General features: G+C 38.5%; 13 protein-coding genes. 7 read left to right on the top strand and 6 right to left on the bottom strand.

Annotated features, from left to right (window positions below; all coding sequences use genetic code 11):
- Nucleotides 1-10 precede the first annotated feature (10 nt).
- On the bottom strand, nt 11-442 hold the full coding sequence (gene mscL, locus ACG916_RS03380; RefSeq protein WP_004723003.1) for a large conductance mechanosensitive channel protein MscL: 432 nt from the start codon (nt 440-442) through the stop codon (nt 11-13).
- A 192-nt stretch (nt 443-634) separates the two neighbouring features.
- A complete protein-coding gene (gene typA / locus ACG916_RS03375) occupies nt 635-2470 on the bottom strand; it encodes a translational GTPase TypA (protein WP_336953352.1) in 1836 nt (611 codons plus the stop codon).
- A gap of 174 nt (nt 2471-2644) precedes the next feature.
- Between typA and ACG916_RS03370 the strand changes: the two genes are divergently transcribed.
- From ACG916_RS03370 to ACG916_RS03355, 4 genes are all read left to right on the top strand, one after another.
- Nucleotides 2645-4018, top strand: a complete 1374-nt coding sequence (locus ACG916_RS03370) for a uracil-xanthine permease family protein (protein ID WP_419328061.1) — start codon at nt 2645-2647, stop codon at nt 4016-4018.
- A gap of 69 nt (nt 4019-4087) precedes the next feature.
- The gene (locus ACG916_RS03365) at nt 4088-5119 is read left to right on the top strand and encodes a methyltransferase (RefSeq protein ID WP_336953354.1); all 1032 of its coding nucleotides are present in this window, start codon (nt 4088-4090) and stop codon (nt 5117-5119) included.
- 2 nt (nt 5120-5121) lie between these two features.
- Entirely contained in the window at nt 5122-6588 is a 1467-nt protein-coding gene (locus ACG916_RS03360) for an amino acid permease (RefSeq protein ID WP_419328062.1), read from the top strand.
- Between the two features lie 394 nt (nt 6589-6982).
- Nucleotides 6983-8188 (top strand): RtcB family protein, encoded by a 1206-nt coding sequence (locus tag ACG916_RS03355; RefSeq protein WP_336953356.1) that lies wholly within the window; start codon nt 6983-6985, stop codon nt 8186-8188.
- Nucleotides 8189-8263: 75 nt separating this feature from the next.
- On the opposite strand, the gene ACG916_RS03350 is transcribed toward ACG916_RS03355, so the two are convergent.
- The 3 genes from ACG916_RS03350 to omp38 all read right to left on the bottom strand — a co-directional run bounded on the left by ACG916_RS03350 (nt 8264) and on the right by omp38 (nt 10474).
- Nucleotides 8264-8794 (bottom strand): cysteine peptidase family C39 domain-containing protein, encoded by a 531-nt coding sequence (locus ACG916_RS03350; RefSeq protein WP_336953357.1) that lies wholly within the window; start codon nt 8792-8794, stop codon nt 8264-8266.
- A 75-nt stretch (nt 8795-8869) separates the two neighbouring features.
- Nucleotides 8870-9325 carry an OmpA family protein gene (locus tag ACG916_RS03345; protein ID WP_336953358.1) on the bottom strand — a complete coding sequence of 152 codons (456 nt, stop codon included), beginning with the start codon at nt 9323-9325 and terminating at the stop codon, nt 8870-8872.
- Nucleotides 9326-9442: 117 nt separating this feature from the next.
- Nucleotides 9443-10474: an outer membrane protein Omp38 gene (omp38, locus tag ACG916_RS03340; RefSeq protein ID WP_419279811.1), complete on the bottom strand. Its 1032-nt coding sequence runs from the start codon at nt 10472-10474 to the stop codon at nt 9443-9445.
- A 484-nt stretch (nt 10475-10958) separates the two neighbouring features.
- Here omp38 and ACG916_RS03335 point away from each other — a divergent pair, with 484 nt between their 5' ends.
- Nucleotides 10959-11381: a GspH/FimT family protein gene (locus ACG916_RS03335; RefSeq protein WP_419328063.1), complete on the top strand. Its 423-nt coding sequence runs from the start codon at nt 10959-10961 to the stop codon at nt 11379-11381.
- A gap of 116 nt (nt 11382-11497) precedes the next feature.
- Nucleotides 11498-12673 (top strand): thiolase family protein, encoded by a 1176-nt coding sequence (locus tag ACG916_RS03330; RefSeq protein ID WP_419328064.1) that lies wholly within the window; start codon nt 11498-11500, stop codon nt 12671-12673.
- Nucleotides 12674-12775: 102 nt separating this feature from the next.
- On the opposite strand, the gene ACG916_RS03325 is transcribed toward ACG916_RS03330, so the two are convergent.
- The gene (locus ACG916_RS03325) at nt 12776-15493 is read right to left on the bottom strand and encodes a DUF2339 domain-containing protein (protein ID WP_419328065.1); all 2718 of its coding nucleotides are present in this window, start codon (nt 15491-15493) and stop codon (nt 12776-12778) included.
- Between the two features lie 162 nt (nt 15494-15655).
- On the opposite strand from ACG916_RS03325, the gene polA reads away from it, so the two are divergent.
- Nucleotides 15656-18418, top strand: coding sequence for a DNA polymerase I (gene polA / locus ACG916_RS03320; protein ID WP_336953362.1), 2763 nt, complete (start codon nt 15656-15658; stop codon nt 18416-18418).
- Nucleotides 18419-18488 lie beyond the last annotated feature (70 nt).

The raw sequence follows: 18488 nt of genomic DNA, 5'->3' as shown, positions 1-18488 counted from the left end.
TTGATGAAGATTAAGCTTCAGGGCGTTTCTTTAATTCATCACGAATTTCACGCAGTAATGCAATATCTTCTGGTGTAGCAGCAGGCGCTTCTTCAGCAGGTTTACGAATTTTATTGAGGAATTTAACCAACAAGAAAACCACCCACATTAAGATCAGGAAGTTCAATACAATTGTGATGAAATTACCATAGGTTAGTACGTTAATCCCAGCTTTGGTCAATTCATCCAATGATGAAAGGTTATTTGGGTTATCGCCCAGTACGACAAATTTTTGAGTAAAATCAACACCACCACCCGTAATCACTGTGATTAAAGGCATAATCACGTCTTTCACTAATGAGTCGATAATTTTATTGAAAGCACCACCAATGATGACACCAATTGCCAAATCCATCATATTGCCTTTAATGGCAAATTCTCTGAACTCTGAAAGAATACTCATACTTTAACTCCACGCCGATTTTGCGTATTTTTTATGTGACGAAGTATACATTATGTTTCAACATATATTTCCGCCTAATTTACTCGCTTTTTATTAAAAACCAATATCCTTTTACATTTATATAAAAAAACCGCAATTTATTAAAAAATTGCGGTTTTTTTCTAGAAATTAAATTATTTCCAGTTTGAACACTTAGCCACGTGAAGCACGTTTACGTTCATTTTCAGTTAAGAATTTTTTACGAATACGAACTGATTTAGGTGTTACTTCAACTAATTCGTCATCTTCAATAAATTCTAATGCTTGTTCAAGCGTGAATTTAATTGCAGGTGTTAACGTTAACGCTTCATCTGTACCAGATGCACGCATATTAGTTAACTGTTTCGCTTTCGTTGGGTTCACAGTCATGTCGTCTGAACGAGAGTTCATACCCACGATCATACCTTCATAAACTTCTAACTGTGGTTCAGCAAATAGACGACCACGGTCTTGTAAAGTGAACAATGCAAACGCTAAGCAAGTACCGTTAACCATTGAGATCAACACACCGTTTTGACGTTTCGCAACTGCACCTTGTTTAGCAGGCCCATAATGCGAGAAGCTAGAAGTCATGATACCAGTACCAGAGGTAATGGTTAAGAATTCAGAACGGAAACCAATCAAACCACGTGATGGAACAGTTGCTTCAATACGGATACGGCCTTTACCGTCAACTTCCATATTGGTCAACTCACCTTTACGGTTACCCATTTGTTCCATAACAGAACCTTGATGTTGTTCTTCAACATCAAAAGTAACGTTTTCGTATGGTTCTTGAGTTTCGCCATCCACTTCTTTCATGATCACTTGCGGACGAGAAACACCCATCTCGAAGCCTTCACGACGCATTGTTTCAATCAATACTGAAAGGTGAAGTTCACCACGACCAGAAACTTTGAAACGGTCTGGACTGTCAGTATCTTCAACACGTAAAGCAACGTTATGGATCAATTCGCGATCTAAACGCTCACGGATATTACGTGAAGTTACAAATTTACCTTCTTTACCAGCAAACGGTGAATTGTTTACTTGGAACGTCATCGAAACTGTAGGTTCATCTACAGACAATGCAGGTAATGCTTCAACATTTTTAGGATCACAGATTGTGTCAGAAATGTTCAATGCATCTAAACCAGTGATACATACGATATCACCCGCTTGAGCAGAATCTACATCTACACGCTCTAAACCATGATAACCCATAATTTTCAAGATACGACCATTACGTGTCTTGCCATCTTTATCGATCACAGTCACTGGTGTATTGGTTTTTACTGAACCACGTTGAATACGGCCAACACCAATTACACCCACGAAACTATTATAGTCAAGTGATGAAATTTGCATTTGGAATGGACCATCAATATCAACTGCTGGTGGTTCAACGATATCTACGATTGTTTCAAACAACGGTGTCATATCTTCAGCTAATTCTTCAGGAGAAGGACCAGCAACACCACGTAAGCCAGAAGCATATACGATTGGGAAGTCTAACTGTTCATCACTACCGCCTAAGTTATCGAACAAATCAAATACTTGATCGATAACCCAGTCTGGACGAGCGCTTGGCTTATCTACTTTGTTGATGATAACAATTGGCTTCAAACCACGAGCAAACGCTTTTTGTGTTACAAAGCGAGTTTGTGGCATTGGGCCTTCTTGTGAATCGACAAGAAGAAGTACGCAGTCAACCATAGACATTACACGTTCTACTTCACCACCAAAGTCAGCATGTCCTGGGGTGTCGACGATGTTGATGCGGTATTCAGTATTTGTACGCTTATCTAACCATTTGATCGCAGTGTTTTTTGCAAGAATGGTAATACCGCGTTCAGACTCAAGCGCATTCGAATCCATAACACGCTCAATCTCACCCGCGCGGTCACCGAGTGCACCTGATTGTTGTAAAAGTTTGTCGACAAGAGTCGTTTTACCATGGTCGACGTGCGCGATGATGGCAATATTACGGAGAGTTTTAATATCAGACATGTAAATTCGATACGCTTTAAATTTGAGGGCAAATTATACAGAAAAATCTTAACTTTTAGTAGTGACAGTTTATTGACAGTTACAAGTTTTTTTCACAACAGCAGGCTTTTTATTTTGTAATAGTGTGTAAAGCGATTAGAATAGCGCCATCTTGCCACTTCCAATTGCTGTGCCATGTCCAATTCTAACCCCTCTCCCAATCAGAAACAGACTCAAATCGATCTTGTTTATGGTCTAGATGATCGTCCAAAACCACTCATCGCTTTTTTTGCGGCTTTGCAACATTTACTTGCGATTATTGTTCCAATTGTAACACCCGGTTTACTGATTTGTTTAGCTTTAGGTGTTTCTCCTCAAGATACCAATATGATTCTTTCCATGTCATTGGTGATTTCTGGAGTGGCAACATTCTTACAATGTAAAAAAATTGGACCATTTGGTGCAGGGCTACTGATTGTTCAAGGTACAAGTTTTAACTTTATTGGTCCAATGATTGGGATTGGTTCTGCCATGGTTGCTGCCGGCACACCAGTAGAGGCAGTTATGGCATCTATTTTTGGTGTGGTCATTGCAGGCTCATTTATTGAAATGGGTGTTTCTCGTATTTTACCTTGGGTAAAAAAGTTGATCACACCATTGGTTACAGGAATTGTGGTGCTGTTAATTGGTTTAACCTTAATTAAAGAAGGCTTAATCAGCATGGGCGGTGGCTACCAAGCCATGGAAAGTCATACGTTTGCCAGTGCCGACAATCTCATTATGTCATGTACAGTGTTGGCAATTATCGTTCTTCTCAATCGCTTCAAAGTAGTTTGGGTGAAAAGTTCTGCAATTCTCATTGCTTTAGTGATCGGCTATATTCTTGCGGGCTTTATGGGCTATTTGGATTTTTCTGGTTTAAAAGATGCCCCATTGATTCAAATTCCGACACCAATGCATTTTGGAATTAGCTTCTCATGGAGCTTATTTATTCCTATGGCGTTTATTTATCTTGTCACGTCATTAGAAGCAATTGGCGATGTCACCGCAACCTCTAAAATTTCAAATCAGCCTGTAGATGGCCCAGTGTGGATGGAACGAATTAAAGGTGGTGTATTGGTCAATGGTGCCAACTCTTTCCTTGCAGGGATCTTCAACACATTCCCAAGTTCTGTCTTTGCACAAAATAATGGTGTAATTCAGTTGACGGGTGTTGCAAGTCGTTTTGTTGGGATTTGGATTGCAATCCTGCTTATCATTCTGGGGTTATTCCCTGCTGTGGCTGGTATCATTCAGGCGGTACCGCAAGCGGTACTGGGCGGTGCGGTTATGGTAATGTTTGGTGCAGTTGCTGCTTCAGGCATTAACATTTTATCGGGAATTCAACTAGACCGTCGTGCACTACTAATTATTGCTATCTCTTTGGGTCTCGGCCTAGGGGTTGCGCAAGTTCCTCAAATTTTGGAACATTTGCCAGAATTACCGCGTAATATTTTTAGTTCTGGTGTCGCAACTGGCGGACTCGCTGCATTAATTTTGAATTTAGTTTTACCCGAAACTAAAAAATAATAAATCTATTCTTTATAATGCCCAGCTTAGACTGGGCATTGCGCTAATTTTTATTGATGGATGGTGAATATGGAGCCAAAAAGCGAAGTTGTCATTCGACAGCATGACTACCTTTCTGGACGCGTGCTATTTGTAAATGCAGCAAAGGATGATCTACTTTCAAATTTAGCTCATAACATCGAAGCAAGCATTTGGACTTGGAATTACAATGAGTTTCAATATTTTCAGAATCAGCAGGCAAAGGTACATTTTGGTACTGACCTGCCAGAAGCTGAATTTGATCAAGCTGTTGTTTTTGTTCCAAAGTCAAAAGAACTACTCAACTATATATTGCACAATTTAGTCAGTCGTTTAGCCGTTGGTGCTTCGATTTTCTTAGTTGGAGAGAAAAAAGGTGGTGTAGAACGCGCAGCAAAGCAACTCCAACCTTATGGTCAAGCCATCAAGCTTGATAGTGCACGTCATTGTCAAATGTGGCAACTCACTACAGATAAAACTGTAACTGCAAAACCATTAGCAGAATGGGCGCATGTCTATAATGTTCCAACACCTGCTGGAGAACTTAGCATTTGTGCACTTCCGGGTGTGTTTAGCCAAAATCGTCTCGATATTGGAACTGGGGTTCTTTTACCTTATCTCAAGCAGGTCACTTCTGGAAAAATTGCAGACTTTGGCTGTGGTGCTGGCGTCATCAGTGCTTATCTCAGTAAACTTAATCCGAAAAATCGCATTTTTGCTTTAGATGTTGATGCTTTTGCTTTAGCATCAACACGAATGACCTTTGAAAAAAATAATTTACCTTTAGAACAACTTGAAATAAAAGCAGTCACAGGGATTGAGGATGCACCATTGTTCTTACATGCGATTGTGAGTAATCCTCCATTTCACCAAGGTATTCAAACAGATTACAATGCCAGTGAAACGTTATGTAAAACTGCTAGACGACATTTAAAATCAGGTGGTGAATTATGGATTGTGGCAAACCGCTTCCTAAATTACCCATTACTCATTGAGCAGAGTTTTAGTCAATGTACGACTAAAGCAGATCAACAAGGCTTTAAAGTGCTGTTCGCCAACACTCAAAAAAGTAGTAAGGAATAACGATGAGCGAAACAGATCATCCCCAACAACTCCAGCGGAAGCTAGGAGCACGACATTTAAACATGATCGCCATTGGCGGTTCTATTGGTACAGGGTTATTCCTTGCTTCTGGTCAAACGATTGCCACAGCTGGTCCTGGTGGTGCATTACTTGCTTATGTTCTGATTGGTATCATGATTTATTTCTTGATGACCAGTTTAGGTGAACTTGCAACCCATAATCCAACATCAGGTGCATTCTTTACCTATGGTAATAAATATGTAGAAGAAGGTTTTGGTTTCGCACTGGGCTGGAACTACTGGTATAACTGGGCCATTACTGTTGCATTTGAATTGGTTGCCGTTCAATTCATCATGAAATTTTGGTTTCCCGATATCCCTGGATTTTGGTGGAGTGCGCTATTCCTTGCGATTATCTTCTTTATCAATGCATTAACTGTAAAAGGTTTTGGTGAAAGTGAATTTTTATTTTCACTGGTTAAAGTGATTGCCATCATCTTCTTTATTGTCATTGGCTTATTCATGATTGGTAAAATCATGTTAGATCCAACAGATTCAATTAGCAAAAATTGGACTGTTGGTGAAGCGCCATTTGTCGGTGGTTTTCAAGCCTTAGTCGGTGTGGCAATGATCGCTGGATTCTCTTTCCAAGGAACAGAGATGGTAGGCGTTGCAGCGGGTGAATCTAAAGATCCGAAAAAAACCATCCCTATCGCCATTAAACAAATCTTTTGGCGTATTCTTTTATTTTATATATTGTGTATCTTTATTATTGGTACATTGGTTGCCTATACAGATCCAAACCTTGCACTTGCTGCGGAAGGTGATGGAAACATTACCCTGTCACCATTTACCCTGTTATATGAAAAAGCAGGTTTAGCATTTGCAGCGGGCTTAATGAATGCCGTGATTTTGACTGCAATTATGTCTGCTGGTAACTCAGGTATGTATTCATCAACACGTATGTTGTTCGATATGGCACGTGAAGGTAAAGCACCACGAGTTTTCTCTAAACTCGATCTTCGCGGTGTACCCATGAATGCACTGTATGCAACCACTGCAATTGCAGCACTGTGCTTCTTAACCACCTTTATTGGTGAAAGTGTCGTGTTTACATGGTTGTTAAACATGTCAGGTATGTGCGGATTTATTGTCTGGTTAGGTATCGCAATCTCACATTATCGCTTCCGTAAAGGCTATTTAGCACAAGGTTATAAACTTGAAGATTTAGCTTATCGTGCAAAATTCTTTCCTTTTGGTCCGTGGTTTGCATTTGTTCTTTGCGCCATTATTATTCTTGGTCAAAATGCAGAAGCTGTACTTGATGGAAAATGGATGAGTGTATTGTCTACTTATATTAGTATTCCCTTGTTCCTTGTTATTTGGCTTGGTTATAAATGGAAACACAAATCCAAATTGATTGCTTATGATCAAATGGATGTACAACCGATTCAAGTCGAAAAAGAGTAAATCATTTGATATGAATAAAGCAGCTTTCTAGCTGCTTTATTATTTTTACATAAGTAATTCCACCTGAACTAAAAATTAATTTACTATGTTTTATTGACAAAGTTTTTTTTATTTATAGAATGATGCCCATTGGATAGTGTTCAATCAGAATTTTCACCCTTGATTTTAAATCAAAAAATATAGGAGTACGACATGCATCAATTTGAGAAAACTTTAAAGTAAGATTAAGCAGTCGTCTACTCACGGGCACTGAATTAATCAAAGTGTCCGAATGTCAGTCAAACCTAGCATTCGCTAGGTTTTTTTATTGTCTTTAAAATCTGAATAGATCATTGCTTTGACAATAGAATTTTAACCACCTTCGGACAATAAAAAATTTGCTTCGAGAAAAAAAATGAGCATACAAATGATTTTAAACGCCAAAGCAGAATATGGCGTTCCTGTAAAAATTTATACAAAAGATGTGGATGAAGAAAGCTTAACGCAACTGCGAAAAATGGCACAATTACAATTTATTCATTCGCATATCGCAGTCATGCCAGATGTACATTTAGGTAAAGGTGCAACAGTGGGAAGTGTTATTCCAACCAAGAATGCCATCATTCCTGCTGCGGTTGGCGTGGATATCGGTTGCGGTATGAATGCATTAAGACTTAGTCTAAAAGCATCCCAGCTGCCCGATAATTTAAGTACTTTACGCAATGCTATTGAAAGAAAAGTACCTGTCGGCTTTGAAATGCACAAACAAATCAAAGCCAAGGCTTCTACACTTTCACCCTTAGATAAAAAGCTCCAGCGAATTACAGATAAACACCCTGCTTTAAAACGTATGTTGCGCAGTTTTGATGTTACATGGCAAAAGCAACTCGGTACCCTAGGTGGTGGTAATCACTTTATTGAATTGTGTTTTGATGAAAATGAAGATATCTGGATCATGCTACATTCAGGTAGTCGTGGCTTAGGGAATGTGATTGGTACTTACTTTATCGAACGTGCCAAGAAAGAAGCGCAGCATCGTTTTGGTCACGTGCCTGATAAAGACTTGAGCTACTTTGCAGAAGGATCAACGAATTTCGATGATTATGTGGAAGCTGTAGAATGGGCACAAGAATATGCTTTTGAAAACCGACGTGAGATGATGCGTTTAATTTTAGAAGCGATCCGCCCTTTATTACCAAGTTTTCAAATGACCAAAGAAGCGATTAATTGTCATCATAATTATGTACAGAAAGAACTTCACTTTGGTGAAGATGTCTTTGTTACACGTAAAGGTGCAATTCGTGCAGGGCTCGATGAATATGGGATTATCCCCGGTTCAATGGGCGCGCAATCTTTTATTGTTAAAGGCAAAGGTAATCCAGATTCGTTTTGTTCATGCTCACATGGCGCAGGACGTAAAATGAGTCGCTCTAAAGCCAAGCATTTGTTTAATCAGCAAGATTTAATTGCACAAACAGCAGGCATTGAGTGCCGTAAAGATAAAGGTGTGGTTGATGAGATTCCAAGTGCCTACAAGGATATTCATCAAGTTATGGCCAATCAAAATGATTTGATTGATGTGGTCCATACACTAAAACAAGTATTGTGTATTAAAGGCTAAAGCCGAAATAGCCCTCAATTTTTATCACAAATCTCAGTAAATTTCGATTTACTGAGATTCACATTTTTAATTGGATTAACAATAACGTACAGGTGGAATATCGGGATAAATCACAATCACTTGCTGACAGATTCCCTCAGCTAGCCGTTGTTGCTCAAAGACCGCTTTCGGCATGGCTTCAAAATTATCATAGAAACAAATTTCCTGATCATTTATCGAATAAACCAACGAATGATTTCCAATGCCTTCTAAAGTGTCATAAAAAACAATGATATTGCACCCTTGTTCAGTATAGTCTTGAATTTCTTCATAGCTTAGCGCTGGACTGATCTGCAACTCTAACCTTTTCGCGTCTTGATAACGGACTATTTCTTTTTCATGAATATTTGAGTCTTCATCTGTATAAAAAGCGAGATCAAAACCTAATTTTTTCAACCCAACAGCTAAGCCAATCGTAAAAGTACCATCTTCTGCATCGTGATGACAAAGTTTAACCAGCTGTTGAGTATCTAACTGAATTGAGTAATTTTGCAATAACATCCAAACAGCAAAAATACCGCAATTTGATTCTAGGTCTAATAAGGCTTTAGGCAGTTGTACACTCATTCAATTTTCAAACTTGTAGAAATCACAATCAACAATTATAACGTTATAAGATTGAATTATGATGCTTTATCAAAATTACTTAATTTTTAAAGTCACTGTTACCCGTCTATTTTTTACTCGACCTTCTGCCGTTTTATTATCAGCAATTGGCTTTATTGGTCCTAAACCAAGTGTAATCAATTGCTCTGGATTCACTTGATATTCATTTAATAGAAAATCTTTCACAATATTTGCGCGTGTTAACGATACTTTATTATTTGTAGCCAAAGAGCCTGTACTGTCTGTATGACCTTCAATGTAGAGAACAAAATTTTTATTGTCTTTCAATAATTTTGAAGCAACAGACAAAGCGGGTTTATACTCAGCTTCAATATCTATCGATTTCGGTTGAAAATATATAGACAGCCCATTTTTCAATGACTTCACTTCATTTGGATATTGTTTTTGGATTGAGACACGATTTGGATTTATTGATGTCGACGTACAGGCATTTAATGCCATGAGTACCAGTCCTAAAATGATATATTTCATCGTTAACCTGTAATTATTAATTTCTGATTCAGTTTTATTTAAATATTCTATAATTATAAGGACTTTAAATAAAAAAGCGACTCAATTGAGTCGCTTTTTTATTCACTAAATAAAGGATTATTTAGTTACAGTACGGCTACCAGTGATTGTCGCGAATACACGACGGTTCATAGCACGACCTTCTTTAGTTTTGTTGTCAGCAATCGGTTGATCCCAAGCGAAACCTTGAGTAGACAAACGAGATGCATCAATGTTGTACTCGCTTACAAGCGCTGATTTAACAGAGTTAGCACGAGCTAAAGATAAACGTTCGTTTAACTTACGTGGACCAGTGTTATCTGTATGACCTTCAATACGAGCAGTCGCATTCGGGAATGTAGTTAACGCATCAGCAACTTTAGCAACTTCTGGCTTGTATTGATCTTTGATGTTTGATTTGTTTGTATCAAAGAACACACGAAGTTCCATGTTCAAATCTTCAGTAAGAACTTGTGGAGCTGGTTCAACTGGAGTTGGAGCAACTGGAACCACTGGAGCAACTTCTACTACAGGAGCAGCAGGCTTCAAGTGACCACCAAGAACTACGTTAAGACCTGCAAGAGCAGTATAGTTCCAGAATTTTTCGTCAAAGTTATAAGTACCACGAGCTTCAGTACGAAGAGATAAAGCATCGTTTAAGCGCCAGAAAGCACCAACACCAGCATTACCTAAAGTACCTTCTTCGTTGTTATGGTAAGACATGTCATCAAGTTTATACTTGTAATGACCAGCACCTAACAATACATACGGTTTGATTTTGCTGTCATAGTTTTTAGTGATCAAATCAGAAGTAGCATAAAAGTTACCGTTGATTTGAGTTTGCTTGTATTCAGAACCAGCTACGTCAGTACCGTCAAGGTCACCTTTAACTTGGTTATATTCAGCTTCAAAACCTAACCATGGAGTAAGTTCTACACCAAGTGCAGCACCAACGAATAAATCGTCTTGTAATTCAGGGCCGTTAGTTAACTCGCCTTTATCACCACCATTGTTGTGTTGAGAGTCTTGGAAAGTGTAACCAAGTAGTAAAGGTGTAACAGTTACACCAGCATTAGCAGCAGCGAATGGAGCAGCAACAAGCATAGCAAGTGCGATACGACTCAATTTCATGGATATCCTCCAGAGATAACAATTGTTGTTCAAGCTTAGCCTAAAATTTATTGGCTATCCTGAGATAAATTTTAATACCCCAGTATTATTTTTAAGCTACTCACGTTGAATCATACAAACACTTGAGGCTTTTTCCAAGTGCTTGATAATTTTAATCAAGTAAATTATTGACAAAATTACTTACAATTTCCGTTGTAATTCGGTAACATTTTACTCAATTTTTTTGCGTGGATCGCTTATCTTTTTGCTACATGCATTTTAGCAGTAAAAGAAACCGATAGTAATAAATATTTTACTACGTTAACATTTCAATTAAATTTAATAGAAAAATCATTATTTTTCAAATAAAAAACAAGACTTAACAGAAGACCTAATGATGTATTTTTATTGTAAAGAGCAAGGTCTTACCTTATTCGAACTAATTACCATAATCTGTATTATTGCAATTATCAGCTTAATCTGCTTACCGCATTATCATAATTGGATGCAGAAACAAGAGATTAGGGCTGTTTCAGCACAAATACAGCAACATGTTTCTTATGCAAGAAGTCAAGCTTTGGTCCGACATACAACTGTGGTCATTTGTTCATCTGAAGATTTAATTCAATGTGAAAAAGACAAATGGAATAAAGGATTACTTATTTTTACAGATAAAAATAAAAATAAACAGATTGATGCTGGAGACCACATACTCCTAAAAACTGAAAATAAAATTAAATATGGCACACTGAGCTGGATTGGAAGTGCAAGCAGTAGAGATGCGTTAACTTTACAAGGTGATACTGGCCTACCCAGAGGTTCACCTGGAAGTTTCTATTATTGCAGTCAATATGATGTCGAAAATAATAAACGATACAAAATCGGACGAATGGGAGCTATAAATTTAGGACCACGACCCGAATGTTAAAAACTGTTCTCTACGGTCAGCATATATTCAATACCTAGACTTTATTCTTACACTATTTTTTATATACTGCTTAGGTTTTGGATATATTCACAGAATAATCATTTGGAGATAGAACAATGACTGACATCGTAATTGTTAATGGTGCCCGTACAGCTATGGGTGGTTTTCAAGGAAGTCTGACCAGTTTGACTGCACCTGACTTAGGTGCTGCGACAATTAAAGAAGCCATTGCCCGTGCTGGATTACAACCAAACGATGTACAAGAAGTCATTATGGGGTGTGTATTACCTGCTGGTTTAAAACAAGGTCCTGCACGTCAAGCGATGCGCAAAGCTGGCTTACCTGATACAACGGGTGCTGTAACCATTAACAAACTGTGTGGTTCAGGGATGAAAGCAGTCATGCAAGCTGCGGATTCGATCAAAGCAGGTTCGGCAGACGTCATTGTTGCTGGCGGAATGGAATCTATGACCAATGCACCGTATCTTCTTCCTAAAGCCCGCAGCGGATATCGCATGGGACATGGTGAAGTAAAAGACCATATGTTCTTTGATGGTTTAGAAGATGCTGAAACGGGTCGACTAATGGGTTCATTTGCACAAGATATGGCAAATACAAAAGGCTATACACGTCAACAAATGGATGATTTTGCGATTCGTTCTTTACAGCGTGCACAAAAAGCTATTACTGAAGGTTGGTTTAAAGATGAAATCGTTTCTGTGACGGTTTCAAGCCGTAAAGGCGATGTTGTTATTGATCAAGATGAACAACCATTTAATGCCAATATCGAAAAAATTCCTACCTTACGTCCTGCATTTGCCAAAGATGGAACTATCACGGCTGCGAATGCCAGCTCAATTTCAGATGGCGCATCTGCACTTGTATTAACTTCTGCGGATCATGCTGCTGCAAAAGGGCTCCAACCATTAGCAAAAATTGTTGCATATACTTCAAACTCACAGCATCCATCTGAGTTTACCATTGCTCCTGTAGGTGCAATCCAAAAGGTCCTGAATAAAACCGGTTGGGATGTTCAAGATGTTGATTTATGGGAAATCAATGAAGCATTTGCGATGGTCACTATGTGCCCAATCGATGAATTTAAACTGGACGCTGAAAAAGTCAACATTCACGGTGGTGCATGTGCCCTAGGTCATCCTGTTGGTTCTACAGGTTCGCGCATTATTTTGACCTTAATTCATGCTTTAAAACGTACTGGCGGTAAAAAAGGGATTGCGGCCCTTTGTATTGGTGGTGGTGAAGCGACTGCTCTAGCAATTGAAATTCTTTAAGTATCTCAATACTTAAACTTAAAAAGAGGCATTTACTATATAGTAAATGCCTCTTTTATTTTGCTTTCAACTGAACAACCTAAATTATCACCCAATCCATAATTAATGATTTAAATTTTTCTGATCAGGAATCGGGGCAATATAAGCAAGAATCAGCATCACAAAACCCGCCCCCAAGAAAGAAACCACTCGAGTTAATGTTCCAATATGTGATAAATCAAAAAGCACCAATTTTAAGGTGACAATCACCAAAATACTCCCCCCTAAAATCCATAAAGGACGTAAAAACTTACGACTGGCAAAGCTCATTGCGATAAAAGCTAAGCTCACCCAAAGCAAGGTTAAGCTCAGTTGTGTAGTGGCATCTTGCCATAGACTAAGTTGATTATAAGGTGTAGCAAAATACACATGTAAAGCTCTTAAAATGATATAGCTACTCAGCCACAACAAACTTAAAACACACAGAACAGCAAGTATCCCATGGTCTATTCCCTGCTTTATACCTTGCTTAAATTGAAGATACAGCATCCAGAAAAAACCAATTAACATGGCGATACTAACCAAATCAAATGGATTTAAGATTGGTAATAAATATCCTTGAAATGCTTGCTGTGAAAATAGCTGAGAACAAATCATCCAAATCAGCATCAGTAATAAACTACTTCGCGTCTGCCAGAACATCGTCCATTCTGATTTTTTCTGAAAGAAACACCATCCACAAAACACTAAAGGTAAAATGACTACGCTGATATAAGGCATCGTTGCAATCAAGCTAAGACTGCTTAGACTTAAACTAACTAAAACACCTAAACTTAGCCATTCACTTTCAAACTGTATCCCTTTTGCAGGTCTTAACCATACTGCCGCTAGCACTAAACCTGAAACTGCGATCCCCCATCGTTCAATATCACTAGTCCATAGCAACATGCCATCTTTACTAATATCCAATAATAAAATGAGTGTAAATACATAGACAGGAATTACCCCAATCCATTTTGGAATCAACCATGTTGATCTGGCCTTTAGCCATAACATCAATTCATTCATCAACAGATAAGCGACAACCACAATCAATACAGTGTATATATATCGATTTTCTCCCTCTAGGTGATCAAGCAATAATGCAAGAATCATCGTGGTTGCAGAAATCATCAGCAGGCTTAAAAACAAGGTCGTTACTGAACTGATCTGTTTGCGAAAATCATCACGACTATTTGCCAATAACACCACAGCGATATAGCTTAAACTTAAGCACCAATACATCGTGGTTGGAAAATCAGGCAATTCAAATAAGTAATAAAGGCTTGAACAACCTGCAACAATCAACAAGGCTATCGCCATATAACGACTGATCACTGATTGTCGATATAAAGCAAAGCCAAAAATACATAAGCCTTCAACAGCCCAACCCACCACGCTCCACTGACCATGCAGAAGAATCGGTGGAATTAAAGCAATAAAGATCAATGCCAAACTAAAATAACTTTGAGAAATCAGTTGAATAGATTGATTACGTTTAGAAAGTTGGTAAATTCCTGCAAACACCACAGCAAAACCAAGGCTAAATCCAGCAAGGATAAGCTCTTGGTGAAAATACATTAAATATATAAATAAATAGCCAATTATCGGTGCCCCAAAAATCAACGCAACATCTAAACTGGGTTTAAGTTTAAATTGCTCCAGGTCCTGTTTGGCGATCAATTGACTGAATCGAAAACCAAGCCAAATGAATACGGAGAGATGTGCAAAAATGAGTATTGTGAGTAACTGTTTTTCTTGAATATATCCATAATAGAAAGCATAACCACCACCAATGATGACTGTCACTAAAAATCCGATCTGATTTAAATATTTCCAAGGTCTTAAGGTACTAAGTACAGCAATTGCAATGTTAATCACTAAATAATAAGCTATCAGTTCTGCTACCGTTGCATTTCGCACAGGCAACGTAAATGGCGCAATATATGCGATAAGGACTGCCATCAATGCCAATTCCACGCTTTGCTGCTTTAAGCTTAAACTCAGTGTCAATGCCATAATTACAGCAAAACATAAACTTGCCAGATAAAGACTCGGAAGCAACTGATTGTAATAGGCAAAGAATAAGGTTAAAAATAATCCAGCAAGCCCCAACCCCTCTATTGCTAAGGCAAAACTACGATTTTTATTTTGTAGCAACACTCCCAATGTGGTGATTGCTCCACTGGACAAAGCAACGATTGAAAGTTTGACTGCTAAACTTAATTGCCAATGCTCTGTCGCAAAACGTAGCAATAACACAATGCCAATCACCAAAACCAAGATCGCAACTTTTAAAACAGGATTTCCTTGAAAAATCCATTGGCGAATTTGTCCCATTAAGTTCAGGGAAGAGTCTTTATTCATCGCTATACTTTGTTTAATCGATAGCGGATGGTTTAAATCTAGGGATGTATGTTCTGAAAAGTTCAAATGTTGAATTTGTAATTGTACTTGAGTTAAATAACGCTCTAAACGGCGTAACCAGCGTAAGAAAAAGAAAATCCAAGCTGTGAGACCTAAACCAACCATCCAGCTCAAATGCAGTGTTAGCCCTACAACAGCAACAATCGAAGAAATATACAAAGGCACTTTTGAAGTGCTTTGTAATGGAAATAATGTCTGCTGTGCAATCTCTTGCAATGGATCTTGAATCGCATCAACATACTGCATCACACTCATGACAAATGCTAAACCACTGATGTATGTCAATATTCGTGCATCCAAAAACCATGCACTGACTGCAATAATGATCAACATCATTAACCAAATGATACGAATTTCACTCTGCCCTTTGAGCATATTTCATCTTTCTCGATCCTGAGTAACTCGATAATACAACAGCCTTGCTTGATGATTATGTGAATTCATCAGATATTCAGTAACACAAGGATGACTGTTGCATCTTCGCAAGCGTAAAAAATCACGTACAATAAAGCGGTTATTTGAATTAGGAAAATATCAATGCCACCATTTGTATTGGTCGATGGGTCATACTTTTTATTTCGTGCTTTTCATGCACTCCCACCTTTAACCACATCAACTGGATTACAGACCAATGCGATTCGTGGGGCAATTTCTGCAATTCAAAAACTGATGCGTCGTGTGCAACCAACACATATGGCGGTTATTTTTGACACACCTGAACCCACCTTTCGTCATGTGCTGTCACCGATATATAAAGGTGACCGTCCAAGCATGCCAGAAGAATTGTCACAACAAATTCCTTATTTGCATGCCTTGATCCGTGCTTTAGGTATTCCATTACATACGCTTCCTGGTGCTGAAGCTGATGACATTATTGGAACCTTGGCAAAACGTGCTGAAAAAGCTGGTCATCAAGTTTTGATTTCTACGGGTGATAAAGACATGGCCCAGTTGGTCACTGATAAGGTTACCCTTGAAGACAGTTTTAAAGACAAACCGATGGATGTCGATGGTGTAATCGAAAAATTTGGCGTCCGCCCAGATCAAATTATTGATTATTTAACCTTAATGGGTGATGCCTCTGATGGTATTCGTGGCGTACCGGGTGTAGGTGCAAAAACTGCCGCTAAACTGTTAAATGAGTATGGTACGATTGCTGGTATTTTGGAAAATGTTGATAATATCAAAGGTAAAGTTGGACAAAGTTTAAAAGACAATGTTGAAGGAATTACGCTTGATCATCAATTAGCAAGTATTGTTATCGATCTCGATTTAAGTTTGACCTATGATGATTTAAAGCTGTGTGAACCTGATGTTGAAGCATTGCGTAGTTTGTATACTGAACTTGAATTCCGTAATCAATTACAATCGCTTGATCATCCCAATAATCCAAATAGCCCCGCCTATAAACAAACAACTCAAAGTATTAGTAAAACCGAACAACCTGTTGAAAGTGAAATTACAGATCAAGCCACAAGTTCAAGTGTTGATGACCGTCTTGGTGAAGCCACTTATCATACTATTTTAAGTCAAGAAGCATGGGATAAGCTCTTCCAACGCTTAAGCACAGAAAAACGTTTTGCAATTGACACTGAAACCACAAGCTTAGATTATCGTATTGCTGAAATGGTTGGTTTTTCAGTAGCTTTTGATGCCAATGATGCTTATTACATCCCCTTAGCACATGATTATGAAGGTGCTCCTGAGCAACTCAATCGCGATGCGATTATTCAGCAAATCAAACCGATTCTTGAAGATCCAAGTATTGAAAAAATTGGACATCATTTAAAATATGATGCGCATATTTTTGAAAATCACGGTATTCATTTACAAGGTTGGTATTTTGACACCATGCTGGCCTCTTATGTATTGAATGCAGTGACAACACGCCATGGTATGGATGATGTTGCGCGCGTTTATCTGAGCCATTTGACCACAACTTTTGAACAAGTTGCAGGTAAAGGTGCAAAACAAAAGACCTTTAATCAAATCGAGATTGAAACCGCTGGACATTATGCAGCAGAAGATGCACATGTCACATACCGCCTATATGAAGTTCTGGAACGTAAGCTGAAAGAAATTCCTGAACTGATCAATATTTTACATCACATTGAAATGCCTGTAGCCAGTGTTTTGGCAACCATGGAAGAAAATGGGATAGAACTTGATCTAAGCTTCTTGGATCAGCTCAGTGTAGACTTTGCCAATACCATTCAAAATCTTGAAAATCAAATTATCGAAATTGCAGGCGAATCTTTTAATGTCGGTTCACCCAAACAAGTCGGTGAAGTTTTATTTGAAAAATTAGGCTTAAAAGGTGGCAAAAAAACCGCAACGGGACAATACAGTACCTCTGAAGCAGTTTTAGAAAAAATCGATCATCCAATTACTGAACTAATCATTGAGTATCGTGGTTTAACTAAGCTTAGAAGTACCTATACCGAAGCCTTAGTGAAACAAGCCAATCCCGATACCCACCGCGTCCATACCAGTTACCATCAAGCATTAACAGCAACAGGACGCTTGTCATCAACCGATCCAAACCTACAGAACATTCCGATACGTGAGGAAATTGGTCGTCAGATTCGTAAAGCCTTTATCGCACCTCAAGGTCGTGTACTTTTGGCAGCCGATTATTCACAAATTGAATTACGTTTAATGGCGCATTTCTCACAAGATGATGCTTTAGTTGATGCTTTTCAAAATGGGCAAGATGTACACCGTCGTACAGCATCTGAGGTCTTGGGTGTCGCGCTAGAAAATGTGACCTCTGATCAACGCCGCCAAGCGAAAGCTGTTAACTTTGGTTTATTGTACGGTATGTCTGAGTTTGGTTTGATTCGTCAACTGGGCTTTACTCGTGAAGAATCGCAAAACTATATTAAGCAATACTTCCACCGTTATCCGGGTATCTATGAGTATATGCAACGTACCCGCCAAGTCGCACTGGAACAAGGTTTTGTAGAAACCATTACAGGTCGTCGCTTATATACACCAGATATTGATGCTCGAAATATGATGGTGCGTAAAGGTGCGGAACGTGCTGCGATTAATGCCCCACTCCAAGGCTCTGCTGCTGAAATTATTAAAATGGCGATGATTGAAGTCAATAAAATCTTACCTCAAAATCAGGCGAAACTTTTACTTCAAGTACACGATGAATTGGTGTTTGAAGTTGATGAGGCTATTGCAGATAAATTGGCTGCACAGATTAAAGATGTGATGCAAAAGGTCGTTACCTTATCGGTACCTTTAGTTGTTGAAGTCGGTCAAGGCAAGAATTGGGGTGAAGCACATTAAGCCTTTAGACTATTCCCTAACTTTCTAGAAAAAGTTAGGGAGAGATCATCTTTTGTTGAAAACATACTCA

Source organism: Acinetobacter legionensis, from assembly GCF_048552295.1.
Taxonomy (GTDB): Bacteria; Pseudomonadota; Gammaproteobacteria; order Pseudomonadales; family Moraxellaceae; genus Acinetobacter.
Note: the sequence above shows the minus strand (reverse complement) of the source record. Positions and strands in the feature narration are given on the sequence as shown.